Source organism: Streptomyces radicis (assembly GCF_003626575.1).
Classification (GTDB): domain Bacteria; phylum Actinomycetota; class Actinomycetes; order Streptomycetales; family Streptomycetaceae; genus Streptomyces; species Streptomyces radicis.
Genome location: NZ_RBDY01000020.1, coordinates 90,790 through 117,685, shown reverse-complemented (window position 1 = coordinate 117,685; position 26,896 = coordinate 90,790). Strand labels below are relative to the sequence as shown.

Sequence of the window (26,896 nt, the reverse complement as noted above, 5' to 3'; positions counted from 1 at the left end):
CATCCGTAACTGGATCGCCGCCTGGAACACCGACCCGAAGCCCTATGTCTGGACGAAGAGCGCAGACGAGATCCTCGAACGCCTCGCCAGCTATCTGAACAGAATTCCTGACTCAGGACACTAGGGCCTGTCTGATAATTCCCGGTGGATCAGCGAGCGGCGGATGGCGCCCGCCTGGCAAGGCGCCGGATCGCAGCTCGTACGGTGGGGGCACCTCCCGGACGGAGTCCGGGGGACGTACTCGCGCGATTCGGCAACGCAGCCAGGCGGGATGCCAGTCGTCGCGAGCCCGCCGGGGATTGTCAGACAGGCCCTAGCGAACCTTCTCCGCGGCCTCGGCGCGCAGATCGCGGCGCAGCTCCTTGGGGAGCGAGAACTGGATGTGCTCCTCCATCGGCTGCACGATCTCCACGTCCTCGAAGCCGCGCGCGGCCAGCCACTCGAGGGCGCCGTCCACCAGGACCTCGGGCACCGAGGCACCTGAGGAGAGGCCGACGGTGGTGACGCCGTCGAGCCAGGCCTCGTCGATCTCCCCGGCGTTGTCCACGAGATACGCGGCGTCCGCCCCGGCGCCGAGGGCGGCCTCGACCATGCGGGCGGAGTTCGACGAGTTCTTCGAGCCGACGACCAGGACGAGCTGCGCCTCGGCCGCGACCTGCTTGACGGCGGTCTGGCGGTTCTGTGTGGCGTAGCAGATGTCGTCGCTCGGCGGACTGACCAGCAGCGGGAAACGGGTCTTGAGCGCGTCCACCGTCTCCATCGTCTCGTCGACGGACAGCGTCGTCTGGGAGAGCCAGACGACCCGCTCGGGGTCGCGGACCTCGACGGAGGCGACGTCCTCGGGGCCGTCGACCAGGGTGATGTGGTCGGGGGCCTCGCCGCTGGTGCCGACGACCTCTTCGTGGCCCTCGTGGCCGATGAGGAGGATGTCGTAGTCCTCCTTGGCGAAGCGGACGGCCTCCTTGTGGACCTTGGTGACGAGCGGGCACGTGGCGTCGATCGTGGCCAGCCTGCCGCGCTCGGCCTCGCGGTGGACCTCGGGGGAGACGCCGTGCGCCGAGAAGATGACGATCTCGCCCTCGGGGACCTCGGCGGTCTCCTCGACGAAGACGGCGCCCTTCTTCTCCAACGTGCGCACCACGTACTTGTTGTGCACGATCTCGTGGCGCACATAGATCGGTGCGCCGTACTTCTCCAGGGCGCGCTCGACGGCTATGACGGCGCGGTCCACGCCCGCGCAGTATCCGCGGGGTGCGGCAAGCAGGACGCGGCGGCGCCCGGTGTCCCGCCCGGTGTCTTCGGCGTCTCGATCCATGCGCCCATGGTACGGGGGCTCGGGGGCGGCCCGAGGGGACTGTCAGTGCTCGGCGCTAGCGTGACGGTATGGCAGTGCAGACGACGGCGGAGGCGCCGATCCCGGTGGGCGAGGTGTCCCGGCTCATCGGCGGGTGGATCGACCGGCTCGGCGCGGTGTGGGTGGAGGGCCAGATCACCCAGCTCTCGCGGCGCCCGGGCTTCGGGGTGGTCTTCCTCACGCTGCGGGACCCGGCGCACGACGTGTCGGTGCGGGTGACGTGCTTCCGCGCGGTCTTCGACGCGGTCGCCGACGTCATAACGGAAGGCGCGCGGGTCGTCGTGTTCGCCAAGCCCGAGTGGTACGCGCCGCGCGGCGAGCTGTCGTTGCGGGCGGCGGAGATCCGTGCGGTGGGCGTCGGGGAGCTGCTGCTGCGCCTCGAGAAGCTCAAGCGGGCGCTGACGGCCGAGGGGTTGTTCGCGCCGGAGCGCAAGCGGCGGCTGCCGTTCCTGCCGCGGCGGGTGGGGCTGGTGACGGGGCGGGCGTCGGCGGCCGAGCGCGACGTGCTGGAGAACGCCAGGCTGCGCTGGCCCGCCGTCAGGTTCGCCGTGCGGAACGTCGCGGTGCAGGGCGTGCACGCGGTGCCGCAGGTCATCGAGGCGGTCGGGGAGTTGGACGCCGACCCCGACGTGGACGTGATCATCGTGGCCAGGGGCGGCGGGAGCGTGGAGGACCTGCTGCCGTTCTCGGACGAGCGGCTGGTGCGGGCGGTGGCCGCGTGCCGCACTCCGGTGGTCTCCGCGATCGGGCACGAGCCCGACGCCCCGCTGCTCGACCTGGTGGCCGATCTGCGGGCCTCGACGCCGACGGACGCGGCCAAGCGCACGGTGCCGGACGTGCGCGAGGAGATGGCGCGGGTGCGGCAGTTGCGGGACAGGGCGCGGTGGGTGCTCGCGTCCAGGATCGACCGGGAGGAGCGGGGGCTCGCGGCGGCGCGTGACCGCCCTGCGCTGGCGGAGCCGCACCGGATGGTGGAGGCGCGCGCGGAGGACATCGCGGCGTTGATGGGGCGCTCACGGCGCACGCTGGCGCATCTGCTGGATCGCGCGCGGGCGGATCTGGCGCACACGCGGGCGCGGGTGGTGGCGCTGTCGCCCGCGGCGACGCTGCGGCGCGGCTATGCCGTGTTGCAGCGGGCGGACGGCTCGGCGGTGCGGGCGGCCGACGAGGTGGTGGCGGGCGAGGAGTTGCGGGCGCGCGTCGCGGAGGGCGCGTTCCCTGTCACGGTCGGCGAGCGGCCCGGGACGGGCCGGGGAGGTGGGGCATGAGGTGGGGCATAGGGTGACCGGCATGACGGAAGCGGACACGACGACGGACTCGGCGGACGCGGTGGACCCGGCGGGGGCGGCCACGGAGGCGGCGCTCGGCTACGAGCAGGCCAGGGACGAGTTGATCGACGTGGTGCGCCGCCTGGAGGCGGGCGGGGCGACGCTCGAGGAGTCGCTGGCGCTGTGGGAGCGCGGGGAGGAGCTGGCCAGGATCTGCGGCCGCTGGCTCGAGGGCGCGCGGGCCCGCCTCGACGCGGCGCTGGCCGAGGACGACGGGGCCGCGGAGGACGGCGAGGAGGGGGAGCCGCGCTGACGGGTCAGGGCCCGGGTTCGCCCCAGGGTCCGGCTCAGCCCTGGACGGGCTCGGGCTCGAGGGCCGTGGCGAAGTGGGTGAGCCGGTCGAAGGGCGCGGTGCCCAGGACGACGGTGGTCACATCGGCGTCGCGGAGCACGAGCGCGTCGTACTTGTCCCCCTCGTAACGGGCCCAGTCCCGGCCGCCGACCGACGCGGTCCCGCCCGTGTCCGTGGCGCCCTGGGTGATCTCCTCGATGAAGTCATCGGGGGCGCCGTCGGCCTGGGCGAGGGCGGCGTACTCCTCGTCCGGGTCGAGGAAGCCGAGGCGCCAGGTCGCGCCGAAGTCGCCCATGGGCTCGTAGCGCACGGAGGTCGCGCGCCAGTCGGACGCCAGGCCCTCGGGGACCAGCAGCTCGTAGGGCGCGGCGCGGGCGGCCGTCGCCGCCTCGACGTCGTACTCCACGGTCGGGGTCGAACCCTCGGGCTGGTCCCCGGGGTTGAGCGCCACCAGGGCGAACGTCCCGCCGCAGATGACGACGAGGGACACCACCATGTTCCGCACGGAGGCAAGGCCGCGCCGCCCGGCCGACGGCCTCGGGGCCTCGCCGGTCGTGCGGTCCTCGGCCGCCGCCACGTCGTTCTGCGCGTCTTCCACCGCGTGGTTCGCCACGGCTCCATCGTCCCTCACGCCCCGGGCTTGCGTGCGACCGCCCCCGGGTTCGCTCATCGGAGAGAGAGGAATGCTCATGTGTACCCCGGCCGGTTACAGTCGAGGGGAGCGCACCGTGACCGTGCCAGAAAGGTCGTCCCGATGACGGAGCACCATCTCCCTCCCCCGCTGGACGTCGGCCCCCAGGCCCCCGACCGCAACCTCGCCCTCGAGCTGGTCAGGGTGACCGAGGCGGGGGCGATGGCCTCGGGCCGCTGGGTGGGCCGCGGCGACAAGAACGGCGCGGACGGCGCGGCGGTCCGCGCGATGCGCGCGCTGATCTCCACCGTGTCGATGAACGGCGTGGTGGTCATCGGCGAGGGCGAGAAGGACGAGGCGCCGATGCTGTTCAACGGCGAGCGGGTCGGGGACGGTTCGGGCCCCGAGTGCGACGTGGCGGTCGACCCGGTGGACGGCACGACGCTCACGGCCAAGGGCATGGCCAACGCCGTGTCGGTGCTCGCCGTGGCGGAGCGGGGCGCGATGTTCGACCCGAGCGCCGTCTTCTACATGGACAAGCTGGCGACGGGCCCCGAGGCGGCGGAGTTCGTGGACATCGACGCCCCCGCGTCCGTGAACATCAGGCGGGTCGCCAAGGCCAAGGGCGGCAGCCCCGGCGATGTGACCGTCTGCATCCTGGACCGGCCGCGGCACGACGCGTTGGTGCGGGAGGTCAGGGAGTGCGGCGCCCGGATCAAGTTCATCCAGGACGGGGACGTGGCCGGGGCGATCATGAGCGTCCGCGAGGGCACGGGCGTCGATCTGCTGCTCGGCGTGGGCGGCACCCCCGAGGGCATCATCGCGGCCTGCGCGATCACATGCCTCGGCGGCACGATCCAGGGGAAGCTGTGGCCCAAGGACGAGGCGGAGCGGCGGGCGGCCCTCGACGCGGGCCACGACCTCGACCGGGTGCTGCACACCGGCGACCTGGTGCGCGGCGAGAACGTGTTCTTCGTCGCGACCGGCATCACCGACGGCGAGCTGCTGCGCGGGGTGCGGTACCGCGCGGAGACGGCGACCACCCAGTCGCTCGTGGTGCGTTCGCGCTCGGGCACGATCCGGCAGATCGACTCGACGCACCGGCTGTCCAAGCTGCGGGCGTACAGCGCGATCGACTTCGACACCGCGCGCTGAGCCCCGCGGGCAGGCGGGACTCTCGCCACAGGCCCTGGGCGAACGGCCGGCGGTCCCGGGCGGAGGAGCCGGGACCGCCGGCCGGTGGGCGGGGCGCGCCGGTGTGGTGTGGGGGGACCGAGGCGCGCGGCGTCAGGCGATGCGGCTGATGTCCGCGGGCCTGCCGCCCGCGGCCGCGTCGCGGCGGCGCCTGCGGCTGAGCACCACGCGGCGCTCGGCCGCGGTCAGCCCGCCCCAGACGCCATAGGGCTCGGGCTGGAGGAGGGCGTGCTCGCGGCACTCGAGCAGCACCGGGCAGCGGGCGCACACCGACTTGGCCGCCTGCTCCCTGGACAGCCTGGCCGCCGTGGGCTCCTGGGAGGGGGCGAAGAACAGCCCCGCCTCATCCCGCCGGCAGGCGGCCTCCGAGTGCCAGGGCCCCGCGAGATCTTTCGAACTGCGTTGCGTGGGGACGGCGGGGGACCACTGGGACTCATGTGGCGGTGACGATTGCAGCACGGTCAACTCCTGACGACGGCTACGGGGGTCGCTCCTGGCTGGTGGACCCTCACCCGTCAGGGGGTGCCGCTGTTCGCCTTCCCACCATGCGGCCATACGAGTGACGGTCCCCCCAGCCCTACCCGCTGTGCGCACGTCTATGCACGGAGCGACAACATGGTCAGACGTATCACCCGTCGCTGAGGTTCCGTAGGCGTTTCCCCCGCACGTGCCTCGCCTCGACCCCACCCCAGATGGCCACCCCCTGCACGACCACGATCGGGGCGTGCGGCTCGGGCGACTCGGCCTCGCGCACGTCGAAGCTGCCCATGACGCCGCTGCCCGCGCTGCGCAGGCTGACGTTCTCGGGGACGCGGATCTCGATGCCGCCGCAGATGGCCGTGGCGTTGATGACGACGTGGCGGTACTCGAAGATCGCCTCGGTCAGGTCCAACTCGACGCCGCCGCACACCGCCACGGCGTTCACCTTGGGGCCGACCCGCCAACGCCCCTGGCGGTTGGCGCCGCTGAGGACGGCCACGACGTTCTTCGCGTTGGACACGCTCAGCCCGTGCGAGCCGCCGCGCCGGTCGGAGGCCCGCGGGGGCGGCGGGGCGTGCCCGGGGTCGGGGTCGGGGCCCGTGGGCTGCCCGGCGGGCAGGTCCTGGATCAACGGCTCCAACTCCGCGAGCGTCTTGGCCCGGTAGACCGCCTCGACCCGCTCGGCGTGCTCCTCGGCGTCGAGCCGCCCCTCGGCCAGCGCCTCGCGAAGGATGTCGGCGATCCGGTCACGGTCCGCGTCGGACGCCCGGACAGGCTGCTTCTCCAGCGGCACGGCAGGCCGGTTCTCAGCGTTCACGAACACCAGCGTACAGACACGCGATACATCGCGACCAGACCTATGATAATTTGCTAGCACATTGATAGTGCATCATGAACGGGGGCTCCCATGACCGCCGATGAGAACGTTCCCTCCGCCGCGGCCGACGCCGCCCACGCGCCGGACGCGACGGACGCGCCCGACATGCCGCCGCCCGGCGTCCGGGAGTTCAGGGCGCGCAGCGTCCCCGGCGGGCTCGCGCTGCTGTTCACCCTCACCGGCTCGCTGCTCGGCCTCGGCGGCGCCGTCGCGGGCATCGCGATCGCCGCGAACGACTCCCCCGCCGTCGGCGTCCCGCTGCTCGTGGTGAGCGCGTCGGCCTTCCTGACCGCCCTCTTCCTGATGACCGGGCTCAACATGGTGGCCCCTGGCGAGGCGCGCGTCGTGCAGTTCTTCGGGCGCTACACCGGCACGATCCGCGACGACGGCCTGCGCTGGGTCAACCCCCTGACCACGCGTGTCAAGATCTCCACCCGGGTCCGCAACCACGAGACGGCCGTGCTCAAGGTCAATGACGCCGACGGCAACCCGATCGAGCTCGCGGCCGTGATCGTGTGGCAGGTCGAGGACACCGCGCAGGCCAGCTTCGAGGTGGACGACTTCGTGGAGTTCGTGAGCACGCAGACCGAGTCGGCCGTGCGGCACATCGCGATCGAGTACCCGTACGACGCCCCGGACGCCGACCAGTTGTCGCTGCGCGCCGACGCCGAGGAGATCACCGAGAAGCTGGCGGTCGAGCTGACCGCGCGGGTGCGGGCGGCGGGCGTGCGCATCATCGAGTCGCGCTTCACGCACCTCGCGTACGCGCCCGAGATCGCGTCGGCCATGCTGCAACGGCAGCAGGCGGGCGCCGTGGTGGCGGCCCGCCAGGCGATCGTCGAGGGGGCCTGCGGCATGGTCGAGAAGGCACTCGAGCGGCTCGGCGAGATGGACGTGGTGGAGCTCGACGACGAGCGCAGGGCCGCGATGGTGTCCAACCTGCTGGTGGTCCTGTGCGGGAGCCATGGCGCCCAGCCCGTGGTGAACGCGGGGTCCCTCTACCAGTGACCGAGGGTCCGCAGTCCGAGAGGGCCGCGCGGCGCGCGCGCAAGCAGGTGCTGCTGCGGCTCGACCCGGCCGTCCACGACGCGCTCGCGCGGTGGGCGGCCGACGAGCTGCGCAGCACCAACGCGCAGATCGACTTCCTGCTGCGCGCGGCGCTGCGGGACGCGGGCCGCCTCCCGAGGGACGCGGGGCCGCACCCGCGACGCGGGCGGCCGCCCAAGGAGGAGAAGAATTAGCCGGGAGGCGCCATCTCGAACCAGACGAGCTTGCCCGTGCTCAGCCGGGTGGCGCCCCACTGGCGGGCGAGGCGCTGCACGAGATAGAGGCCCCTGCCGCCCTCGTCGGCCGGGCCCGCCTGCCGCAGGCGCGGCAGCTGCGGCACGTCGTCGCCCACCTCGCAGCGCAGCACGTCGGTGCGCAACAGCCGGACGGACACGGGGCGTTCGGCGTAGCGAACGGCGTTGGTCACGACCTCGCTGACCAGCAGCTCGACCGAGTCCTCCAGCTCCTCGAGCTCCCAGCGCGCCAGGCTGTCCCGCACCAGGCGGCGCGCCTCGCGCACCGACTCGGCGCGCGGGTCGAGGCGGCAGTAGGCGACGTTCCCCGGGGCGATGCCCTCGAACCTGGCCGCGAGCAGGGCGATGTCGTCGTCGCGGTCGCCGGGGCCGACGATGTCCAGGATCTCGTCGCACAGCGGCTCGAGCGGGGCCGCGGCGTCTGGTCGCGTCAGCCGGGAGATCTCGGCGAGCTTCTCCCGCAGGTGCTCCACGCCCGTCCACACGTCGCGGCTGCGCGACTCGACCAGGCCGTCGGTGTACAGCACGAGGGTGGCGCCCGCGGGCGCGGGCAGCTCGACCGTCTCGAAGTCGACGCCGCCCACGCCGATGGGCGCGTTGGGCGGGAGGTCCACCAGCTCGGTCGAGCCGTCCACATGGAGGAGGACGGGCGGCGGATGACCGGCGTTGGCCGCGGTGATGCGGTGCTCGACCGGGTCGTAGACGGCGTAGAGGCACGTCGCCATCCGGTCGGTGCCCAGGCGTTGGGCCTGCTCGTCGAGGTGGTGCAGCACCTCCTGCGGCGGCAGGTCGAGACCCGCGAGCGTCTGCACCGTGGTGCGCAGCTGGCCCATGATGGCCGCCGAGGTCGTGGAGTGGCCCATCACGTCGCCCACGACGAGCGCGATGCGGCTGCCCGGCAGCGGGATCGCGTCGTACCAGTCGCCCCCGACGCGCGCGGACTGGGCCGCGGGGAGATAACGGCTGGCCAGGCGCACGCCGGTGGGCTGCGGCAGGTCGTCGGGGAGCATCGTGCGCTGCAACTCGTCGGCGATCGACGCCTCACGGCCGTAGAGCACGGCCTTGTCCACGCCCAGCGCGGAGTGCGTCGCGAGCTGCTGGGCGACCTGGAGGTCCTCCTGCTCGAACGACTCGCGGTCGGGCCGCCGCAGGAACACCGCGGCGCCGATGACCCGCCGCCGACCGCGCAGCGGCGCGAGGATCGCCCGGTGCCCCTCGGGGAGCGCCACGGCCCCGGTCAGCTCGCGCAGCGCCGCCCTGGGGACCTGGGACTCCACGAAGACCGGCCGGACGCCGCGCAGCACCTCGGCGAGCGGGCCGTTCCCCCTGACCTCGACCAGCGGGGTCGCGCTCGCCAGGATCGGCAGCACGGGGCCCGAGCCGTCGCCGTGCACGTCGTCGAGGGACTCGAGCGAGGCGCCGCCGAGCGAGAGGGCCTCGGGGATGCGGTCGGTGCGGCGCAGCTTGAGCACCATGGGCGTCACGGGCTGCTCGTCGCCGACCGGCAGGGGGTGCCTGAGGTAGACGAGGATGGCGTCGGAGAACGTGGGCACGGTGGCGCGGCACAGGCCGAGCACGATCTCGTCCAGGTCCATCCCGCGGGCGATGCGACGGGTGGCGGCCCCCACGAACCGCAGCCTGTCGGTGTCGCCCATCCCGCCGTTGAGCCCCTCGCCCGACGCCGGGCGGGCTGGCGGCTGCTCCGTCGACTCGGGCTCGGAGCGGGCGTGCGGCAGCGGTGGTCCTTCGGCGAACGCGGGAACGTCCGCCGTGCGCGCCGCGTGCTGCGGTGGGGTCGGGTCCGTCACAAGGGGAGATCCATCCAGGCGGGAACTAGCGTGCGGAGTGGGGTCGTTGTGAGGTTGTGGGGGTCGATCCTACGTTTGGTGGCCCGGGGCGTATCAAGAGGCTCTCGGGTGGGGCCGCCGGACGCGGACGTCCGGCACCGGGGCCAGGTCGCTCGGAGCGAGGCCGCCGGGGGCCCGGTCCCAGTCGGCCGGGAGCCGCGGGGTCCGCCAGCGCGGATCGGGCCGCCATGCCGCCCAGTCCTCGGAGAACGGCCTGTCCCACGCGCGGATCGCGCGGGTGGCCTCGCGCCCGGCCTCGCGGATGCGCTCCACCTGCCCGGCGTCCAGCAGTCCTGCCTGCTGTGCCTGGGCGAACTCATCCTCGTCCCGCCACTCCCAGCTGCGGTCGGGGTACACCGCGATATCGAGAAAATGGTCCTCAGAATCGACCCCTCCCGGCCACCGGCTCCGGGGTTCTTCAAGATTGACGTACCAGTTCTTGAAGCGCCAGCCCCGATCCCAGAAAAGCCACACCGACCACGGCTCGCCGGGGCGCGCGAGCTTGAGGACGCCGGCGCCGAGCCATCGGCCGTGAACGGTCGTGCGCGGCTTGGTGTAACGGGTGGCCAGCGGCTCGTCGTGCACGGGGGTGCCGTCGGCCAGCTCGGGCCTGACGCACTCGGTGCCGGGCGCCATCCAGACGGCCAGCAGATCGGGGGTGTCCCGGACAACGGTGACCGGCCGGCAGATGTGGAATTCCCGTGGCTCCCCCCGCCCATTGGCGCGATATCTCCACAGAATGTGGTCCCCCGGCTGCCACGGACGCGCACCGCCGGTCCCGTCTCTTCCCGTTGTCATCTACACATGGTATTCGGGTCGACGCGGAGGGCGGGCGCGCCCTGATCTCGGCTCGAACGCTCGTCGACGTCCTTGGTGGTGCGGCCGGGGTCGGGTGGTGCGGCTCGGTCGCGCGGCGGTCAGGGGTGGGTCATGCGGAGCACGTCGAGCGCCTCGTCGAGCTGCTCGATCGTCAGGTCCCCGCGGTCGACGTAGCCGCCGTCGAGCACCGTCTCGCGGATCGTCTTGCGCTCGGCGAGGGCGCGCTTGGCGATCTTGGCGGCCTCCTCGTACCCCAGGTAGCGGTTGAGGGGGGTGACCACCGAGGGCGAGGACTCGGCGTACTCGCGGGCGCGTTCGGCGTTGGCCGTGATGCCGTCCACGGTGCGGTCGGCGAGCAGGCGCGAGGCGTTGGCCAGCAGCCTGATGGACTCGAGCAGGCTCTTGGCAATGACGGGCAGCTGGACGTTCAGCTCGAAGTTGCCCGAGGCGCCCGCGGTGGCGACGGTGGCGTCGTTCCCCGTGACCTGGGCGGCGACCATGAGAACGGCCTCGGGGATCACGGGGTTGACCTTGCCCGGCATGATCGAGGAGCCGGGCTGGAGGTCGGGGAGCGCGATCTCGGCGAGACCGGTGCGCGGGCCCGAGGACATCCAGCGCAGGTCGTTGCAGATCTTGGTGAGCGAGACCGCGATGGTGCGCAGCTGGCCCGAGGTCTCCACGAGGCCGTCGCGGGCGCCCTGGGCCTCGAAGTGGTCGCGCGCCTCGGTCAGCGGGAGGCCGGTGGCGCGGGCGACCTCGGTGATCACGGCGGCGGAGAAGCCGGGCGGGGTGTTGATCCCCGTGCCCACGGCGGTGCCGCCCAGGGGCAGCTCGGCGAGGCGCGGCAGCGAGGCGTTGAGCCGCTCGATGCCGAAACGTACCTGCGCCGCGTACCCGTTGAACTCCTGCCCGAGGGTGACGGGGGTCGCGTCCATCAGGTGCGTGCGCCCCGACTTCACCACCTCGGCGAACTCCGCGCCCTTGCGCTCCAACGCGTCGGCGAGGTGGTTCAGCGCGGGGATCAGCTCGCCGGTGACGCCGCCGGTGGCCGCGATGTGGATGGAGGAGGGGAAGACGTCGTTGGACGACTGGCTGGCGTTGACGTGGTCGTTGGGGTGGACCGGGCGGCCGAGGCGCTCGGTGGCCAGCGTGGCGAGCACCTCGTTGGTGTTCATGTTGGACGAGGTGCCCGAGCCGGTCTGGAAGACGTCGACGGGGAAGTGCTCGTCCCAGCGGCCTTCGGCGACCTCGTCGGCGGCCGAGACGATGGCCTCGGCCATGTCCTTCTCGATGACGCCGAGCTGGGCGTTGACCGTGGCCGCCGCCGCCTTGACGCGGGCCAGCGCGGCGATGTGGGCGCGTTCGAGGCGCTGGCCCGAGATCGGGAAGTTCTCCACGGCCCGCTGCGTCTGCGCCCGCCACTTGGCGTCCGCGGGGACCCGCACCTCGCCCATCGAGTCATGCTCGACGCGGTATTCGTTCGTACCACTCATGGGAGCGAATCTACCGGCCCCCGGTCAGCCGAGAGCTATCCGTCTGCCGCGCAGCGCCCGGCGCGCACGGCGCGTGCGCCAGCCGCCGTGTGCGCGCAGGAGCTCCTTGGCCACGGCGTCGCCCAGGAGGGAGTCGAGGGAGCCGAGTTGGACGCAGGCGCGCTCGGTGGGCCAGCCGTCGGGGCCGTAGAACGCGGCCAGCTCGGGGATCAGCTCGGCCCACAGCTCCGGCGAACCGGCCGCCTCCGCCTCGGCGGTGCGGCGGCGCAGGTCGTCGGCGCGGCGGCCCGCCCCGGGGCCTGTCGCGGAGCCCGTCGCGGGTCCTGGGGTGGGTCCGGTCGCGGGGCGGTCGGCGACGGAGGGCGCGGTGCGGGGCGCGGGCGTCGTGGGGGTGGGGTGCGGGGTCGCGGGGGCGGGGCCCGGGGCGTTGTTGCACAGGGCGCGGATCAGGTCGCGCAGCTGTCCCGCGACCTCGGCCGCTCCGCCCGGGCGGTCCTCGGGCGCCTTGGCCAGCAGCCGCAGCGCCAGCGCGTCCACGGCCGCGGGGATCCCGGGGCGCACGGCGCTCGGCGCGCGCGGGGGCTCGTGCACCTGCCGGTACATGACCTGCATCGCGGTGCCGCCGCGCGGGAAGACGGTCTCGCCCGTGAGCATCCCGAACAGCACGCAGCCCAGCGCGTACAGGTCGGTGCCTGGGCCGATGTCGCCGCCCGCGCACTGCTCGGGGGCCATGTAGTCGGGGGTGCCGATCACGGTCCCCGTGGCGGTGAGTGAGGTGCGGCGCTGCTCGCTGATGCCCTCGGCGAAGCGGGCGATGCCGAAGTCGAGGAGCTTCACGCGGCCATGGCTGAGCATCACGTTGCCCGGCTTGAGGTCGCGGTGCACGATGCCCACGCCGGGGGCGTGCGCCGCCGCGAGCGCGTCGGCGATCTGCGCCGCCCACTCCAACGCGACCGGCAGGGGCGGCGTTCCCTCGGCGAGGCGGCGGTCGAGCGACTGGCCCGGCACCAGCTCCATCACCAGGAAGACGGCGGGCCTGCCCGCGAACTCGCCGGTGAACAGGTCGTGCACGGTCACGATGTGCGGGTGCGCGAGCTGCGCGATGGCCATGGCCTCCCGCTCCAGGCGCTTGACGAGGTCCGCCTCGGCGCCGTCCGTCGCGGTCTTGATGGCGACGTCGCGCCGCAGCCGCTCGTCATGGGCGCGCCAGACCTGCCCCATCCCGCCCTCGCCGAGCTTGCTGACGAGCCGGTAACGGCCCTCCACCACGTCGCCGACGGCCATGGGCTTCCCCCGAACTCCCCGATGTCAGTTGTCAGTGGGACGGCTTAGGATCCCACAGCGGCGTCCGGCAGCGGGCGGGGGTGCGGACGAGCGCGGCAGGCGGAGCGGGAGGGGCGCGTGATGGCAGGCCGGTGGGGGCGCGGGGCGGGATGTGTGGCCGCGGTGATCGGGCCTGCCCTGCTGCTCGGGCTGTTCGCCGCTCCGCAGGCGCGGGCGGCGGAGGGCCAGCTGGCCGAGGCGGCCGAGGCGTTGGCCGAGGGGCCAGGCGTGTGGGTCGCCGAGGGGTACGAGGGGATCGACGACGACGCGGTCGCCCTGATGAACGCCAGGTACGGCATGGCCGAGACGCCGGTGCGGGTGGCCATGCTCACCGAGGAGATCCCCGAAGGGGACGCGGCCGCCCAGGAGTTGGCGGCCGAGGTGGGCCGCCCTGGCGTCTACCTCGTGTACAACGAAGTGCACACGCCCGTCAGCGACAGCCCCGACACGTCGGAGGCGTGGGCGGTGTCCGGGGTGTCGGCGACGCTGGACGAGCTGGCCGCCGAGGACATGGAGCGGATCGGCATACCCGCGGGCAATTTCCTGTTGACGCTGCCCGACGCGCTCGACGGTGACCTGAGGCCGCGGGTGGCCGAGACGGCGGGCGGCGATGACCTGTTCTTCGTGGACCCGGCCGTGAGCGAGGCGTTCCCCGGGCTCGACGAGGAGATGCTGCGCGACGCGTTCGCCGACGTGCCGTCGGTGCGGGTGGCGTTGGTCTCGGGCCTCGGCGGCGACCTGGAGGAGGCGCGCGCGTCCATGCTGGGCGGGCTTCCTGACGACGGGGTCGCGCTGCTGATGCAGTGGGAGGACGGCGAGTTCTCCGCGGTGGTGAGCGCCGGGTCGGGGGTGCCGTTCTCCATCAGCGAGCTGGAGACGGTGGTCGGCGCCTCGGGGATCACGGAGGTCCCGGCGGGCGAGCTGCCCGAGCGCGTGGCGCTGTTGGCCTCGGTCCTCGGGGACGATGTCACCGAGGTGGCGCGCGCGGCGCTCGAGGCGGGCCCTTCGGTGTATGTGCACCCCGGCGTGTCCGACGGCCACACGGACGCCGACACGGTGGCCGCGCTGGCCGACGACCTCGCGGCGGCGGACGGGTCGGCGCGGGTGGCGTTCCTGCCCGAGGGCGTCACGGAGTTGCAGACCGGCGACGACTACGCGATGTACGAGCCGGACGCGGCGCGGCTGATCGCCGCCGACGGCGGGAACGCCGCGGTGTTCCTCGTCGACCCCTACCACGGCGGGCGGGTCTCCACGGTCTCGGCGACGGGCGACGAGGAGTTCGTGCAGGCGGCGGAGTTCGCGTGGGGCGGCGACGAGAACTTCGTGGCGTCGACGATGACGTCGCTGCTCGAGGGCCTCGGCGCGGCGGCGATCTCGGGCGGCGGCGGGGACACGGGCGCCGGGGGCGGCGGGGACAGCGGGGAGGGCGGTGAGGAGGAGGCCGCGGGCTCCGACCGCGCCACGGGCCCCGGCGCGGGGGACGGGTGGCGCGCTGTGCTGATCGTCGTGGCCGTCCTGGCGATCTGGGTGCTCCCGCTCCTGGCCGGGCGGCTGACGCGCCGTCGGCGCAGGACCCTGGCCCTGGACCGCCACCGCAGGCGCCTGGCGCGCCTGACCCCCGAGGAGGCGCGCGCGGAGCTGGCGCGGGCGGAGCTCGCGGCCCAGGCGGCGCGGGCGGACCTGATACGCCTCGGCGACGAGCTGGCGGGCGCCGGGGAGCCTGGCACGCCCCGCGCGCTGCGGGTCCTGCAACGCCTGCGGGCGGAGTACGAGCGGCTGCTGCACGCCCAGGCGAACGTCGTGTCGGCGGCCCAGGTGCCGGAGATACGCAAGGACACGGCACGCGTACGGAAGGCCCTGCGGGCACTGGCCTGACCCCGGGCTGCCCGGGCCGAGCGGCCGGGCGCGGCGTTGCCCACCCACCCCGGAGGAAAGGGGGCGGGTGGGCGGGGCCGATCACTCCGTGCGGAGGCCGTCGGGGCGCATCAGGTGCCACAGCAGGGGGAGGCTCACCAGGGTCACCGTCGCGATCATGCCCGCGCCGACGGCGGCCATCGGGAGGAACGCGAGCCAGCCGCCGATCGGCAGGTCCACCATCGACATCAGCAGGGCGCCGAGCCCCGTTCCGACGATGGCGGCCAGGCCCAGGCCCAGGACGACCGGGACCGCCGTCTGCCACAGGAGCGACGCGCTCAGCGTCCTGCGCCGGGTGCCGAACGCCACGAGCGCGGACAGCAGGCGGCGGCGTTCCCGCAGCTGTTCCAGCATCGACACGATCATGCTGGCCGTGATCACCGCCATCACCCCCGTGGCGCCGATGAGCAACGCCCGCTGCACGTCGGCGAGTTCGTCGGAGACCCGCTGGGACTCCAGCTCGAAGACCCAGGCGTCCCGGTGCTCGCCCCAGGCGACGTTCCTGACGTGTTCGAGGGTGTCGGGGTCGTCGCCCTCCGTGCGGACCATCGCGCGGGTCCAGCCGCCCGCCATGTGCTCCTCGTCGAGGGCGCCGGGGGTGGCCAGGACGCCGACGTTGACGTAGCCGCCGGGGTCGGTGCGGGGTTCGACGACGAGCGCGTCTTCGGGGAGGGTCCACGGCACGGGCGCTTCGCCGTAGGGCACACCCTCGGAGTCGACGCCGAGGATCAGCTGCTGGCCCGGCTCGACGGCCAGCTCCCACGGGTCGCCCTCGCCCGGCGGGACGAAGACGTCGCCGTCCGCGCACCGTTCGATCCTGGCCAGCTCGCGCAGCACGGAGCAGTCGCCCATCAGCACCTGCGCCGACGGCGTGATCCCGTCGACGGGCCGCGCGTCGGTGGGCAGCGCCGAGGTCGTCTCCCAGGCCAGCGCCTCGGCGACGCCGGGCAGGCCCTCGAGCTCGCCCGACAGCTCCACCGCCGTCATGCCACCCTCGGTCGACTCGCTGATCTCGATCTGGGCGCGGTCCGGGTCCTGCCCCGTGGCCTCGGTCTCCTCGTCGCTGACGCCCATGAACAGCATGTAGAGGGCGGTCGCCCCGGCCACCGCGACGGTGATGCCGCTGACCGTCCTGGCCGCCGCGCCGCTGCTGAGCTGGAGCCGCCGGGTGGCGAGCTGCCACGAGACGGGGCCGCCGCGCAGGCGCGCCACGACGCGTTCGACGACCCAGGGCAGCAGGACCGTCGCCGCGACGAGCAGCAGCACGACGCCCACCGCGGCCTGGACCTGTCCGCCGGTGCTGCCGCCGTCGAACGAGCCGCCCAGCATGGGCGCGAGCAGCACCACGCCGAGCGCGCCCGGCACCAGCCGCCAGACCAGGCGCCGACGGCGTTCGGTCGCGTCGCGCACGACGCCGAGCGGCTCGATCGCGATGCCGCGCAGCGCGAGCAGCGAGACGACGACGGCCGCGACGGGCACGCCGACCAGGATGAGCGCGGCGAGCGGCAGGGCGGGCACGATGTCGTGGGAGAACGCCGAGAAGCCCCACACGGTGACGGTGCCGAGCCAGGCGCGCAGCAGGAGGAACGCGGCGCCGCCGAGCAGGAGTCCCGCGACGGCGCCGACGAGCGTCTCCCCCGCGGCGACGCGCCGCGTCATGTCGATGTCGGCGCCGACGAGGCGCAGCGCGGCGAGCCGCTGGTCGCGCCGTTCGCCGCCGAACCTGACGGCGGTGGCGACGAAGACGGCGATGGGCATCAGCAGGACGACGCAGATGACCACGATGAGCAGGATCAGCGGGGCGGGCAGCGAGGGGCTCCCCATGGTCATGTCGCCGAACACATAGGCGCTGCTCGCGTCCCCGTCGATCGCGTCCCCGTCAAGTGCCTCCCCGTCGAGTGTGTCCCCGTCGAGTGTGTCGCTGCCGAGGTAGTAGTAGAGGTCGCCGGGGCCCTGGAGCCCTTCATCGCCGATGGTGTCCCCGACGGGGTGGTCGAGGCGTTCGGCGAGGAGCGCGCCTTCGTCGGATTCCAGCAGGCGCGCGAGCGCGGGGGAGACGGCCATCTCGCCGGGCGCGGGGAACGCGTCGAGCCCGGGCGGGGGTTCGGCCTCGGTGGCGGCCCCGCCGTGCGGCTGGACGACCCAGCCGCCGATCTCCTCGCCGTGGTACTCGGTGGAGCCGCTCAAAGCCTGGAAGGTCTGGGCGGCGGGGGTGTCCTCGATGGCGGTCTCGAGCACCGGGTCGGGGTTGCGGTCGTCGCCGCGGTCCTCGCGCGCGGAGAGCATCGTGGGCACCGAGGCGGCGAGCAGCAGCACGACGACGCCGAGGCCGACGCCGAACGCGGTGAGTGCCGTGCGCGTCAAGCCAGGACCGCCGGTGACGGCGAACCGCGCGCCCAGGGCCAGCTCCCTCGCCCAGGTGGCGAGGGACGTGGCTGATCGCTCGCTCACAGGGCTCCCGCCATGTCCCGGGCGCGCCCGTCGCGGACGACGACCTCGCGGTCGGAGTAGGCGGCCACGCGCGACTCGTGGGTGACCAGGACGACGGCGGCGCCGGTGTCGCGGGCGGCGGAGACGAGAAGCTCCATGACGCGCTCGCCGTTGAGGGAGTCGAGGGCGCCTGTGGGCTCGTCGGCGAAGAGGACGCGGGGGTTGTTCACCAGGGCGCGGGCCACGGCGACGCGCTGGCCCTGGCCGCCGGAGATCTGTCCCGGGCGGTGGTGGCGGACGTCGTCGACCTCGAGGCGCCCGAGCCACTCGGCGGCGCGGGCCCCGGCCTCCTTGCGGCCGACGCCGGTGAGGCGCAGCGGGAGGGCGACGTTCTCCTCGCACGTCAGCTCGGGCACCAGCTGGCCGAACTGGAAGACGAAGCCGAAGTCGCCGCGGCGCAGGGCGCTGCGCCCGGCGTCGGAGAGCCCGGCGAGGTCGCGGCCCGCGTAGCTGACGGTGCCGCCGTCGGGGGGCACGATGCCTGCGAGGCAGTGCAGGAGCGTGGACTTGCCGCTGCCCGACGGGCCCATGACGGCGACGACCTCGCCCGAGGCGATGGCGAAGTCGGCGCCGGCGAGCGCGGGCGTCGCGCCATAGGTCTTGTGGAGGCCCGAGGCGACGAGCAGGGGCGCGGCGCCCGACGGGGTGGTGGGGGCGGTGGGGGCGTTCTGGCTCATGAGCGGACCTCCGATGCGAGCCGGTCGAGGCGCGCGGCGGTCAGTTCGAGCCAGCGCAGATCGGCCTCGAGGTGGAACAGGGCGTGGTCGCAGATCAGTTGGTCGGCGAGGTCGCCGCCCATCTTGCGGCGGGTCAGCTCCCGCATGAGCCGCAGGTGCTCGGAGCGTTGGACGTCGAGGAGCGCGGCGGCGTCGCGGCCTGTGAGCAGGGCCAGCACGACCTTGGTGTACAGGACGCTCTGGAGGTATGGCTCGGGCTTCTCGGCGCGGGAGAGCCAGTCGCCGACGTCGGTGATCCCGGCGTCGGTGATGGCGTAGCGCTTGCGCTCGGGCCCGCCGCCCGACTCGGTGCCTTCGACCTCGACCAGGCCGTTCTTCAGCAGCCTCGACATCGTCGAGTAGACCTGCCCGTAGTGCAGGGGGCGGTCGTGGCCGAAGTGGTTGTCGAAGGCCCGTTTGAGGTCGTACCCATGGCTGGGTCCGGCCTCCAGCAGGCCGAGGAGCGTGTGACTGATGGACATGCCGAGACTATACACCCCGTGTATACACTTCATGTATACACGGGGTGTGGAGACCGTGGGGCCCTCGTGACCACGGGTTCCGTCACCTGGGCAGCACGGAAAGGCTCCAACGTGGCAACGCCGCGTACCGCGCCCGCGTCTGATCCCCTAGCGTGATGAAGGACGCAGGGCAGGGCGAACGGGCAGGGCGAACGGGGCGGAGACGACGTGGCTGAGCAGACGGCGCCTGATGCGGAGCCCGGGGGCGCGGCCCTGACGGCGCCGGCCGCCCGAGCCGTGACCGCGGGCGCGCAGGAGGCGCGCGGCGCGCTGCGCTCGGTCGCGGTCGTGGCGATACGGGTCGCCCGCAAGCCCTACTGGGAACGGCCGGGGTCCCGCTGGGTGGTGCGCCGCTGGCCCGATCTCACCGCGTGCCTGGCCGCGACGTTCTTCTTCTGGCTCTCCCTCACCCCCTCGCTCGTGCCGCGCCCGTGGTACTACCAGGGCGCGATCGGGGGCATCACGGCCGCGATCGGCTACGGCCTCGGCGCGCTGCTCAGCTGGCTCTTCCGGGTCGTCTCGCCGTGGCGGCCCAGCCAGCGGGTGCGGGCGCGGGCGTGGCTGGGATATCTGGTGCTGCTGCCGTTCGCGGTGGCGATCATGCTGGGCCAGAGCGCCGACATGCAGCGGGAGTTGCGCAGGCTCCAGGCCCTGCCGCCGACCCTGACGTGGCACTCGCTGATGATCACGGCCATCTCGCTCGTGATGCTCGCCCTGCTGCTCGTGGTCGCCCGCTCGGTGCGGCTCGGCACGCGGCTGCTCACCCAGCTCCTGAGCCGGTTCGTGCCGTGGCCCGTGGCCGTGGCGCTCGGGCTCGCCCTGTCCACGACCGTCGTGGTGATCGGCACGCGGGACGTCGTGTGGGACCGCGGGATCCTGGAGGTGGCCGACCGGATCGCCGCCGCCAAGGACCGCTCGACCGATCCTGGCGTGATGCGGCCGTTCTCGCCGCTGCTCTCCGGCAGCCCCGACTCGCTCATCGCGTGGGAGGACCTGGGGAACAAGGGCAGGACGTTCACCGGCACCGCCATCTCGGGCGAGGAGATCTCCGGCTTCACCGGCGAGGACGCGATGGACCCGGTCCGCGCCTATGTCGGCAGGGCCTCCTACGACGACTACGCGGACGGCGCCGAGCTGGCCGTGCGGGAGCTGGAGCGCACGGGCGCGTTCGACCGCGCGGTGCTCGCCGTGACCGGCACGACGGGCACGGGCTGGGTCAACCCCACGACCGTGGAGGCGCTCGAGTTCATGCACGGCGGCGACACGGCCGTGGTCACGATGCAGTACTCGTACCTGCCGAGTTGGGCGTCGTTCATGGTGGACCGCAACGAGGCGGGTCTTGCCACCGAGGCGCTGTTCGACGCCGTGTACGCGCGGTGGGAGCAGGAGCCCGAGGGCGACAGACCGCGGCTGCTGGTCTTCGGCGAGAGCCTGGCCGTCGCCGCGATCGAGTCGGCGTTCGACGACCTGGACGACCTGATCGCCAGGACGGACGGCGCCCTGCTGATCGGGCCGCCCGACTTCAGCCCGATCCACAGCGCGTTGCGGGACAGCCGCGACGCGGGAAGCCCGATCTGGCGCCCCGAGTACGACCGGGGGCGGCACGTCCGCTTCGCGCAGTTCCCGGAGCGCGACCTGCTGCGGCCCGACGGGCAGCCGTGGGACACGCCCCGCGTCGTCTACCTCCAGAACGCCTCTGACCCGGTCGTCTGGTGGTCGCCCGACCTGCTGTTCAAGCGGCCCGAGTGGCTGAACGAGCCGCTGGGGCCCGATGTGACCGGCTCCATCGACTGGTTCCCCTTTGTCACCTTCTGGCAGACGACCGTGGACATGGCCGTCTCCTACACCTCCCCCGCCCCGCACGGGCACCGCTACGGCTCAGGCCCCGTGGACGCGTGGGCCGCCATCGCGCCGCCCGAGGGGTGGACGGCGACCGACACGGACCGGCTCGGCTGGCTCCTCGAGGTCCGCCACCCCCCGCGGCGCGGCTGGGCGGGCTGAAGACCCCCCGCACGACCCCCGCACGACCCCTGGACGGCCACGGGAACGCCCCGGGCCCCGAACCGTCGACGGCGGTCCTGGCCCGGGGCGTTCGGCCCTCGGTGGGGCGAGCTCAGCGGGGCGGCTCCACAGCGGGGGAGACCTCGGCGATGGTCGCGCCACCGCCGCCGCCCGAGACCCCGGCGCGGCGGTCCACCTCCTCCTGGTACGCCTTCAGATAGCTGACGACCGTGCTCGTCACGGCGATCAGCGGCACCGACACGACCGCGCCGGGGATCCCGGCCAGCATCGAGCCCGCGGCCACGCCGAGGACCACCGCGAGCGCGTGCACGCGGACCATTCGGCCCAGGATGAACGGCTGGAGGATGTGGCCCTCGATCTGCTGCACCAGCAGCACGACGCCGAGCACGAGCGCCGCGTCCACCACGCCGTTGGTCACCAGCGCGACCAGAACGGCCAGCGCCCCCGAGGCGATCGCGCCGACCAGCGGCACGAACGCCGACACGAAGACGATCACCGCGAGCGGCACGGCCATCGGCACATCGATGACGAACAGGCCGATCCCGATGCCGACCGCGTCGATCAGCGCGACTATCACCGTGCCGCGCACATACCCCGTGAGCGTGATCCAGGCGCGCGGCCCGGCGCCCGCGACGCCCTCACGCGCCGCCCGCGGCACGAGGCGCAGGAACCAGTGCCACACGCCCCGCCCGTCGTAGAGCAGGAACAGCACGATGAAGAGCGTCAGACCGGCGCCGGTCGCGAACTCCACGACGTAGTTGACGCCTTCGAGCCCGGCCGAGGTCAACGTGTCGGTGTTGTCGGCGATCCAGCCGTTGATGTTGTCGACCCACTCGTCGAGGTTCTCCTCGGTGATCTCGAACGGCAGCTCCAACACCCAGTTCCGCAGGCGCTCGACGCCCTCCTGCACCTGGGTGGAGAGGTCCTCGCTGTTCTCTATGACCTGCCACACCACGAACCAGCCCATCAGGCCCATCACCGCGAACCCGATGAACGCGGTCACCGCGGTCGAGGTCCCGCGGCCGAAGCCGACGCGCTTGAGCCAGCCGGCGAACGGCTGGAGCAGCGCGGTGATCAGCAGACCAGCGGCGAACGAGATGACCAGCAGGCTGACCGCCCCGACCACCTGCATCAGCACCCAGATCACGCCCGCGAGCACGAGCATGCGCCACCCGGCCTCGGCCGCGACGCGCACGCCCCACGGGATCGCCTCGGCGGGCCGCGGCCGCAACGGCACGGGCGGCGCCGGTGGCTCGCCCCCCGGCGGCTCGGCCCGGCCGCCCTCCGCCGCGGGCTCGGGCTCGGGCGGCGGCTCACCGCCGGGCTCGGCCTTCGCGAGCGTCGGGCGCGGCGGCGTCTCGTCCACCACGCCCGCGGCCTCGGCCTCCGCCTCGCCGCGCTCCCCCGCCTCGTGCTCGCGGCGCTCCTGCTCGCGCTCCGCCGCCGCCCGGAAACCGGACACCCGCGACGCCGCGCGGGTCACGCCGGTCTTCACCCGGTCAAGTCTCGACATCCCTCGTCCCTCCGCCCCCATGAATCTCACCGCGATGCGGTAGGGACGTTACCGTGCGGCGGGTGGCGAGCGGGTCTCCACCGGGTAACGCACCGACGCCGAAGCCCCGCGCCGGTGCGGCACGGGGCTTCTCCCACGCGTGGAACGCGACGCTGTGCGGCGTTCAGTACCAGTTGTTGGCCTGCCAGAACTCCCAGGCGCCGCACGGGCTGCCGTAGCGGTCGTCCATGTAGTTCAGGCCCCAGCTGATCTGGGTGGCGGGGTTGGTCTGCCAGTCGGCGCCGGCCGATGCCATCTTGGAGCCCGGCAGCGCCTGCATCAGGCCGTAGGCGCCCGAGCTCGGGTTGGTCGCCGTGTAGTCCCAGCCGCTCTCGTGCTGGACGATCGCCGAGAAGCACGTGTACTGGTCGGCGGCGACCATCTGCTGGGCCATGGCCTGGATCTCGGCCTTGCTGTAGGAGGACTGGATCGGGAAGTCACCCGACCCGGCCGACGACGAGGCGGACTGCGCCTCGAGGGCGGCGCGTTCGGCCTCCTCCCGCTCGGCCTCCTCCTGCGCCTCGCGCTCCGCCTCGGCCCTGCGCTCCGACGCGGCCTCGGCGGCCTGGATGCGAGCGGCCTCCTGCGCCTGGCGCCTGGCGTCGCTGTCGGCGGCGCTTGCCTGGACGTCCGCCTGCTGGGTCAGCGCGGCGGCGTGGGCCTGCACGTTCGTGCCAGCGGGTATCTCGGCGAGCAGCGTCGCGTCTGCTGCGACGACCTCGACATCGCCGGTGGCGGTGGACTGGTCCTCACCCGACGCGACACCGACGGCCGCGCCGACGGTGGTCACCGCCGTGGCGGACGCCACTGCGAATCCCCGGACCGACATCCCGGTCACACGGTTTCCTTCCGACATCGCCCGCTCGGAAACCCTGCGGGCGCAATCGTGCCCCTGACACGGGCCTCCCGTTGGAACGTTGGGCGGGGAGGCACTGGCCCGGTCGGGGTCCCGCGCGGCGAACCTGCGGAACCTTCGAGTGGTGCGGGCGGCATACGGCGAGCGGCTGTTCAGTTGTAAGACGCAGTCCTTGCGGTGTCCTTGGGGACACCCATGCCGTATGCGGGGCCTGACAGACGCACACACTGCCGGACGCGGATACCCCGAGGCAATTCAGCCCTCTGTGGGAAAGCTCACAGGGCGGATGGCCTTGCCAAACCGCGAAAAGGCGTTCGCAACGCCCCTGCCAGCGCGTTCGTCCCCCAAGGCGGCGACGCCGCGCGGCGATTACGACCACGACGTCCGTTTCGCCGAATGACGCACGAAAGCGGCGTGAATGCGCTCGCCCGCGCCTTTCGGCGCGGGCGAGCGACGGCGTCCGGAGAAGACGCGAAGACAACGCGGAGTAAATCCGTCAAATACGGCCGTCCTCCAGCATTTCCGTCACCAGCGCGGCGATCGGCGACCGCTCCGAACGCGTCAACGTCACATGCGCGAAGAGGGGATGCCCCTTGAGCTTCTCCACCACCGCGGCCACGCCGTCGTACCGGCCCACCCTGAGGTTGTCCCGCTGCGCCACGTCGTGGGTGAGCACCACGCGCGAGTCCTGGCCGATCCGCGAGAGCACCGTCAGCAGGACGTTGCGCTCCAACGACTGCGCCTCGTCGACGATCACGAACGCGTCGTGCAGCGACCGGCCCCTGATGTGCGTCAGCGGCAGCACCTCGAGCATCCCGCGCGCCACGACCTCCTCGATCACCTCGCGCGTCGTGACCGCCGACAGCGTGTCGAACACGGCCTGGGCCCAGGGGTTCATCTTCTCGGCCTCGGTGCCCGGCAGATAGCCGAGGTCCTGGCCGCCCACCGCGTACAGCGGACGGAAGACCATCACCTTGCTGTGCTGCCGACGCTCCATCACCGCCTCGAGCCCCGCGCACAGCGCGAGCGCCGACTTGCCCGTGCCCGCCCTGCCGCCCATGGACACGATCCCCACCTCGGGGTCGAGCAGCAGGTCGAGCGCGATCCGCTGCTCGGCGCTGCGCCCGTGGATGCCGAACGCCTCGCGGTCCCCGCGTACCAGCTTCACCCGCCCGTCGGGGGTGACCCGCCCGAGCGCCTTGCCGCGCTCGGACGAGATGACGAGACCCGTGTGCACGGGCAGCTCGGCGGCCGCGTCGTCCGCGACGCTCTCCGCGGCGAACAGCTCGTCCACGGCCTCGGCGCCCAGCGTCATCTCGACCAGGCCCGTCCACCCGTCGGAGTCCGTGATCGCCAGCTCGGCGCGGTACTCCTCGGCCGCGAGCCCCACCGACGACGCCTTGATGCGCAACGGCAGGTCCTTGGAGACGACGGTGACGTCGTGCCCCTCGGCCTGGAGGTTGCGGGCGACGGCCAGGATGCGCGAGTCGTTGTCCGCGAGGCGGCCCCGCTCGTTCAGCATGGCGGGGGGCAGCACGGCCGGATCCGAGTGGTTCAGCTCGACGCGCAGCGTGCCGCCGAGGTCACCGATCGGCAGGGGCGTGTCGAGACGCCCGAACCGCACGCGGTACTCGTCGAGCCTGCGCAGCACCTGCCGCGCGAAATAGCCCAGCTCGGGATGGTGCCGCTTCGCCTCGAGCTCGGAGATGACGACGACCGGAAGGACGACCTCGTGCTCGTCGAAGCGGGTGATGGCCGCAGGGTCGGCAAGCAGGACACTGGTGTCCAGGACATACATACGCCGGTCGTTCGAACGCTTCTTGCTGATGGCCACGAGTGGACGAACCCCCTCGGATGAGGTGCGGGGAACAAGGCGCCCAGGGCGCCGGGGGTCGAGACGGCCGGCGCCGGCCCGACACGCACGGGCCGGGTGCCGGCCCCGCTCCCCCGCTCAGTGAGGGGTGTCGTGGTGCGCAAACGGGCCTCCCGGCGGACCGCACCGACGCGCGGTCCGCGTGGAATATGCCCGCTCGCTGCGCATCTCATGCGAAGAACGCTCCGGGGCGGCACCGCCCCGGAGCGTCGCCCGCCGCCCGCACCACCCCGCCGCGCGGGGCTCAGACCCCGTAACGCCGGTGCCGGGCCGCGTAGTCGCGCAGGGCCCGCAGGAAGTCGACCTTGCGGAACGCGGGCCAGAAGACCTCGCAGAAGTAGTACTCCGAATGAGCGCTCTGCCAGAGCATGAATCCGGACAGCCGCTGCTCGCCGCTCGTGCGGATCACCAGGTCGGGGTCGGGCTGCCCCCGGGTGTACAGGTGCTCCGCGATGTGCTCGACCTCGAGCGACTCGGCGACCTGCGAGAGGGACTGCCCCTCGGCGGCCCGCTTGGCGAGCAGCGAGCGGACGGCGTCGGCGATCTCCTGGCGGCCGCCGTACCCGACCGCGACGTTGACCAGTATCCCGGCGCGGTCCCTGGCGAGATCCTCGGCCTCGCGCAGCACGCGCCGGGTGCGCTCCGGCAGGACGTCGAGCGCGCCCACGTGGTTGACCCGCCAGCGGCCGTCCTCGGCGAGGTCGCGCACGGCGCCCTCGACGATGGAGAGCAGCGGGGTCAGCTCCTCGGGGGCTCGGTTGAGGTTGTCCGTGGAGAGCAGCCAGAGGGTGACGACCTCGACGTCCGTCTCCTCGCACCAGCCGAGCAGCTCACGGATCTTGGCGGCGCCCGCCTCGTGGCCCTGCTTGGTGGTGCTGCCCGCGGCCTTGGCCCAGCGGCGGTTCCCGTCGAGGATGACCCCGATGTGCTTGGGCCCCCTGTCGGTGTCGAGACGGCCCTCGACGCGCCGGGCGTAGAGCCGCACGGCGAGCCGCCGGAGTGTGTTCCTCATGGTTTGTGTGAACGCCTGCATGGCCCTCCGTGCCCTCTCCCCTGCACCGGCACCCACACCCTAGCGCCCGCGGCGCACCGCCCCCGACAACAGAAGCGGGCCGGTCCGTGGGGGGGATACGGACCGGCCCGAGGGGGGGATTCCACCGTAACGCATCCGTGGCCTTCGTGGGCGCAACCTCGGCGACAATTCAGCTGGCGAGTCCCGCGACGATCAGGGCGGCGAGCGCGCCCGCGGCCATGAAGGGGCCGAACGCCACCGTCGTTCCGCGGCCCGCCCTGCGGGCGATGACCAGCGCGCCCCCGTATCCGGCGGCGAGCAGGAAGCCCACGAACGTCCCCAGCACGAGCGCGTCCCAGCCGTACCACCCAAGGGCGACGCCGATGGTGATCGCGAGCTTGACGTCGCCGAAGCCCATGCCCAGGGGGTTGATCAGGAACAGCACGAAGTAGACGCCGCTGAGCACCGCCCCTCCGAGCAGCGCGCGGCCCAGGTCGCCATCGGCCGCGTCGAAGAGGGAGGCGATCCCGAGCCCGGCGACCACGCCGAGGGCCAGCGGCAGGGTCAGCACGTCGGGCAGCCGCTGCACGGCCAGGTCGACGGTGGCGAGCAGGACGACGACCGGGACGGCGAGCAGCCACACCACGAGCTCGGGCCGCGCGCCGACGGCGGCGGCCAGGGCGGCGCAGCACGCGGCGGTGACGGCGGCGAGGCGGAGCGGCGAGGTGCCGTAGCCCGGGCCCCCGACGGCCGCGTCGTTCGCCCCGTCGTCCGCCGTCGGGCCGGGACCGCCGATGGCGGCGGCGCAGTCGGCGCACCGGCCCGGACCGAGCCAGCCCTTGGGGTGGGGGGCCAGCGGGTGCCCGGCGGGGCAGGCGCGGCGCCAGGGCTCCCCCGGCGGCACGGACAGCCGGTACGCCGCCCTGACGAGCAAAGGGCCGGCGCAGGCGCCGAAGCAGAGGGCCACCGCGATCAGGAGGGGATGCACGCCCGCAGCGTAG

23 protein-coding genes and 1 pseudogene are annotated in these 26,896 nt (G+C 73.3%); 8 read left to right on the top strand and 16 right to left on the bottom strand.

Annotation, left to right across the window (positions count from 1 at the left end):
* A pseudogene (locus D7318_RS34120) lies at positions 1-124 on the top strand (IS630 family transposase); the annotation flags it as partial.
* Between the two features lie 189 nt (positions 125-313).
* Here the strand turns inward: D7318_RS34120 and D7318_RS22800 are convergent.
* Entirely contained in the window at positions 314-1,315 is a 1,002-nt protein-coding gene (locus D7318_RS22800; protein WP_120699038.1) for a 4-hydroxy-3-methylbut-2-enyl diphosphate reductase, read from the bottom strand.
* 68 nt (positions 1,316-1,383) lie between these two features.
* Between D7318_RS22800 and xseA the strand changes: the two genes are divergently transcribed.
* Both xseA and D7318_RS22790 read left to right on the top strand, forming a co-directional pair.
* Entirely contained in the window at positions 1,384-2,622 is a 1,239-nt protein-coding gene (gene xseA, locus D7318_RS22795; RefSeq protein WP_120699037.1) for an exodeoxyribonuclease VII large subunit, read from the top strand.
* Positions 2,623-2,644: 22 nt separating this feature from the next.
* The gene (locus D7318_RS22790) at positions 2,645-2,935 is read left to right on the top strand and encodes an exodeoxyribonuclease VII small subunit (protein WP_120699050.1); all 291 of its coding nucleotides are present in this window, start codon (positions 2,645-2,647) and stop codon (positions 2,933-2,935) included.
* 34 nt (positions 2,936-2,969) lie between these two features.
* Here D7318_RS22790 and D7318_RS22785 read toward each other — a convergent pair whose 3' ends face one another.
* Entirely contained in the window at positions 2,970-3,587 is a 618-nt protein-coding gene (locus D7318_RS22785; protein WP_230423975.1) for a DUF4245 domain-containing protein, read from the bottom strand.
* A 141-nt stretch (positions 3,588-3,728) separates the two neighbouring features.
* Between D7318_RS22785 and glpX the strand changes: the two genes are divergently transcribed.
* Positions 3,729-4,760 (top strand): class II fructose-bisphosphatase, encoded by a 1,032-nt coding sequence (glpX, locus tag D7318_RS22780; protein ID WP_113688542.1) that lies wholly within the window; start codon positions 3,729-3,731, stop codon positions 4,758-4,760.
* Positions 4,761-4,892: 132 nt separating this feature from the next.
* On the opposite strand, the gene D7318_RS22775 is transcribed toward glpX, so the two are convergent.
* Positions 4,893-5,258: a WhiB family transcriptional regulator gene (locus D7318_RS22775; protein ID WP_113688541.1), complete on the bottom strand. Its 366-nt coding sequence runs from the start codon at positions 5,256-5,258 to the stop codon at positions 4,893-4,895.
* 169 nt (positions 5,259-5,427) lie between these two features.
* A complete protein-coding gene (locus D7318_RS22770; protein ID WP_230423973.1) occupies positions 5,428-6,096 on the bottom strand; it encodes a DUF1707 SHOCT-like domain-containing protein in 669 nt (222 codons plus the stop codon).
* Positions 6,097-6,186: 90 nt separating this feature from the next.
* Between D7318_RS22770 and D7318_RS22765 the strand changes: the two genes are divergently transcribed.
* Both D7318_RS22765 and D7318_RS22760 read left to right on the top strand, forming a co-directional pair.
* Positions 6,187-7,164 carry an SPFH domain-containing protein gene (locus D7318_RS22765; RefSeq protein WP_120699035.1) on the top strand — a complete coding sequence of 326 codons (978 nt, stop codon included), beginning with the start codon at positions 6,187-6,189 and terminating at the stop codon, positions 7,162-7,164.
* Complete coding sequence (locus tag D7318_RS22760; protein WP_120699034.1) at positions 7,161-7,397, top strand: hypothetical protein; 237 nt, start codon at positions 7,161-7,163, stop codon at positions 7,395-7,397. The genes D7318_RS22765 and D7318_RS22760 overlap by 4 nt, the downstream gene beginning before the upstream one ends.
* On the opposite strand, the gene D7318_RS22755 is transcribed toward D7318_RS22760, so the two are convergent.
* The 4 genes from D7318_RS22755 to D7318_RS34635 all read right to left on the bottom strand — a co-directional run bounded on the left by D7318_RS22755 (position 7,394) and on the right by D7318_RS34635 (position 12,900).
* Complete coding sequence (locus D7318_RS22755; protein ID WP_120699033.1) at positions 7,394-9,265, bottom strand: ATP-binding SpoIIE family protein phosphatase; 1,872 nt, start codon at positions 9,263-9,265, stop codon at positions 7,394-7,396. The genes D7318_RS22760 and D7318_RS22755 overlap by 4 nt on opposite strands.
* Positions 9,266-9,358: 93 nt before the next feature.
* The gene (gene fomD, locus D7318_RS22750) at positions 9,359-10,102 is read right to left on the bottom strand and encodes a cytidylyl-2-hydroxypropylphosphonate hydrolase (protein WP_120699032.1); all 744 of its coding nucleotides are present in this window, start codon (positions 10,100-10,102) and stop codon (positions 9,359-9,361) included.
* Between the two features lie 119 nt (positions 10,103-10,221).
* Entirely contained in the window at positions 10,222-11,616 is a 1,395-nt protein-coding gene (locus tag D7318_RS22745; RefSeq protein WP_120699031.1) for a class II fumarate hydratase, read from the bottom strand.
* A gap of 24 nt (positions 11,617-11,640) precedes the next feature.
* Positions 11,641-12,900: a serine/threonine-protein kinase gene (locus tag D7318_RS34635; RefSeq protein WP_120699030.1), complete on the bottom strand. Its 1,260-nt coding sequence runs from the start codon at positions 12,898-12,900 to the stop codon at positions 11,641-11,643.
* Positions 12,901-13,053: 153 nt separating this feature from the next.
* On the opposite strand from D7318_RS34635, the gene D7318_RS32965 reads away from it, so the two are divergent.
* Positions 13,054-14,814 (top strand): hypothetical protein, encoded by a 1,761-nt coding sequence (locus D7318_RS32965; RefSeq protein WP_183091483.1) that lies wholly within the window; start codon positions 13,054-13,056, stop codon positions 14,812-14,814.
* Positions 14,815-14,895: 81 nt separating this feature from the next.
* On the opposite strand, the gene D7318_RS22730 is transcribed toward D7318_RS32965, so the two are convergent.
* From D7318_RS22730 to D7318_RS22720, 3 genes are read right to left on the bottom strand one after another with little or no spacing between them, the layout of a single operon-like run.
* The gene (locus D7318_RS22730) at positions 14,896-17,304 is read right to left on the bottom strand and encodes an ABC transporter permease (protein ID WP_120699029.1); all 2,409 of its coding nucleotides are present in this window, start codon (positions 17,302-17,304) and stop codon (positions 14,896-14,898) included.
* Complete coding sequence (locus tag D7318_RS22725) at positions 17,301-18,020, bottom strand: ABC transporter ATP-binding protein (RefSeq protein ID WP_120699028.1); 720 nt, start codon at positions 18,018-18,020, stop codon at positions 17,301-17,303. Before D7318_RS22725 ends, D7318_RS22730 begins: the two co-directional genes overlap by 4 nt.
* Positions 18,017-18,541 carry a PadR family transcriptional regulator gene (locus tag D7318_RS22720; protein WP_120699027.1) on the bottom strand — a complete coding sequence of 175 codons (525 nt, stop codon included), beginning with the start codon at positions 18,539-18,541 and terminating at the stop codon, positions 18,017-18,019. Before D7318_RS22720 ends, D7318_RS22725 begins: the two co-directional genes overlap by 4 nt.
* Positions 18,542-18,748: 207 nt before the next feature.
* Here D7318_RS22720 and D7318_RS22715 point away from each other — a divergent pair, with 207 nt between their 5' ends.
* The gene (locus tag D7318_RS22715; protein WP_329604593.1) at positions 18,749-20,581 is read left to right on the top strand and encodes an alpha/beta hydrolase; all 1,833 of its coding nucleotides are present in this window, start codon (positions 18,749-18,751) and stop codon (positions 20,579-20,581) included.
* 112 nt (positions 20,582-20,693) lie between these two features.
* On the opposite strand, the gene D7318_RS22710 is transcribed toward D7318_RS22715, so the two are convergent.
* The 5 genes from D7318_RS22710 to D7318_RS22690 form a co-directional block, all read right to left on the bottom strand.
* Positions 20,694-22,115: an AI-2E family transporter gene (locus D7318_RS22710; RefSeq protein WP_120699026.1), complete on the bottom strand. Its 1,422-nt coding sequence runs from the start codon at positions 22,113-22,115 to the stop codon at positions 20,694-20,696.
* Between the two features lie 163 nt (positions 22,116-22,278).
* Complete coding sequence (locus D7318_RS22705) at positions 22,279-22,992, bottom strand: aggregation-promoting factor C-terminal-like domain-containing protein (RefSeq protein ID WP_456243338.1); 714 nt, start codon at positions 22,990-22,992, stop codon at positions 22,279-22,281.
* A 514-nt stretch (positions 22,993-23,506) separates the two neighbouring features.
* The gene (locus D7318_RS22700; RefSeq protein WP_120699024.1) at positions 23,507-24,808 is read right to left on the bottom strand and encodes a PhoH family protein; all 1,302 of its coding nucleotides are present in this window, start codon (positions 24,806-24,808) and stop codon (positions 23,507-23,509) included.
* Between the two features lie 319 nt (positions 24,809-25,127).
* Entirely contained in the window at positions 25,128-25,895 is a 768-nt protein-coding gene (locus D7318_RS22695) for an isoprenyl transferase (RefSeq protein WP_120699047.1), read from the bottom strand.
* Positions 25,896-26,085: 190 nt separating this feature from the next.
* Positions 26,086-26,883 carry a prepilin peptidase gene (locus tag D7318_RS22690; RefSeq protein WP_120699023.1) on the bottom strand — a complete coding sequence of 266 codons (798 nt, stop codon included), beginning with the start codon at positions 26,881-26,883 and terminating at the stop codon, positions 26,086-26,088.
* Positions 26,884-26,896 lie beyond the last annotated feature (13 nt).

What these genes read in the sequence shown, in the direction of transcription:
- D7318_RS22800 (WP_120699038.1), bottom strand. Translation starts at nt 1,315, where the DNA reads ATGGATCGAGACGCCGAAGACACCGGGCGGGACACCGGGCGCCGCCGC.
- xseA (WP_120699037.1), top strand. Translation starts at nt 1,384, where the DNA reads ATGGCAGTGCAGACGACGGCGGAGGCGCCGATCCCGGTGGGCGAGGTG.
- D7318_RS22790 (WP_120699050.1), top strand. Translation starts at nt 2,645, where the DNA reads ATGACGGAAGCGGACACGACGACGGACTCGGCGGACGCGGTGGACCCG.
- glpX (WP_113688542.1), top strand. Translation starts at nt 3,729, where the DNA reads ATGACGGAGCACCATCTCCCTCCCCCGCTGGACGTCGGCCCCCAGGCC.
- D7318_RS22765 (WP_120699035.1), top strand. Translation starts at nt 6,187, where the DNA reads ATGACCGCCGATGAGAACGTTCCCTCCGCCGCGGCCGACGCCGCCCAC.
- fomD (WP_120699032.1), bottom strand. Translation starts at nt 10,102, where the DNA reads ATGACAACGGGAAGAGACGGGACCGGCGGTGCGCGTCCGTGGCAGCCG.
- D7318_RS22745 (WP_120699031.1), bottom strand. Translation starts at nt 11,616, where the DNA reads ATGAGTGGTACGAACGAATACCGCGTCGAGCATGACTCGATGGGCGAG.
- D7318_RS34635 (WP_120699030.1), bottom strand. Translation starts at nt 12,900, where the DNA reads ATGGCCGTCGGCGACGTGGTGGAGGGCCGTTACCGGCTCGTCAGCAAG.
- D7318_RS22725 (WP_120699028.1), bottom strand. Translation starts at nt 18,020, where the DNA reads ATGAGCCAGAACGCCCCCACCGCCCCCACCACCCCGTCGGGCGCCGCG.
- D7318_RS22720 (WP_120699027.1), bottom strand. Translation starts at nt 18,541, where the DNA reads ATGTCCATCAGTCACACGCTCCTCGGCCTGCTGGAGGCCGGACCCAGC.
- D7318_RS22710 (WP_120699026.1), bottom strand. Translation starts at nt 22,115, where the DNA reads ATGTCGAGACTTGACCGGGTGAAGACCGGCGTGACCCGCGCGGCGTCG.
- D7318_RS22700 (WP_120699024.1), bottom strand. Translation starts at nt 24,808, where the DNA reads ATGTATGTCCTGGACACCAGTGTCCTGCTTGCCGACCCTGCGGCCATC.
- D7318_RS22695 (WP_120699047.1), bottom strand. Translation starts at nt 25,895, where the DNA reads ATGAGGAACACACTCCGGCGGCTCGCCGTGCGGCTCTACGCCCGGCGC.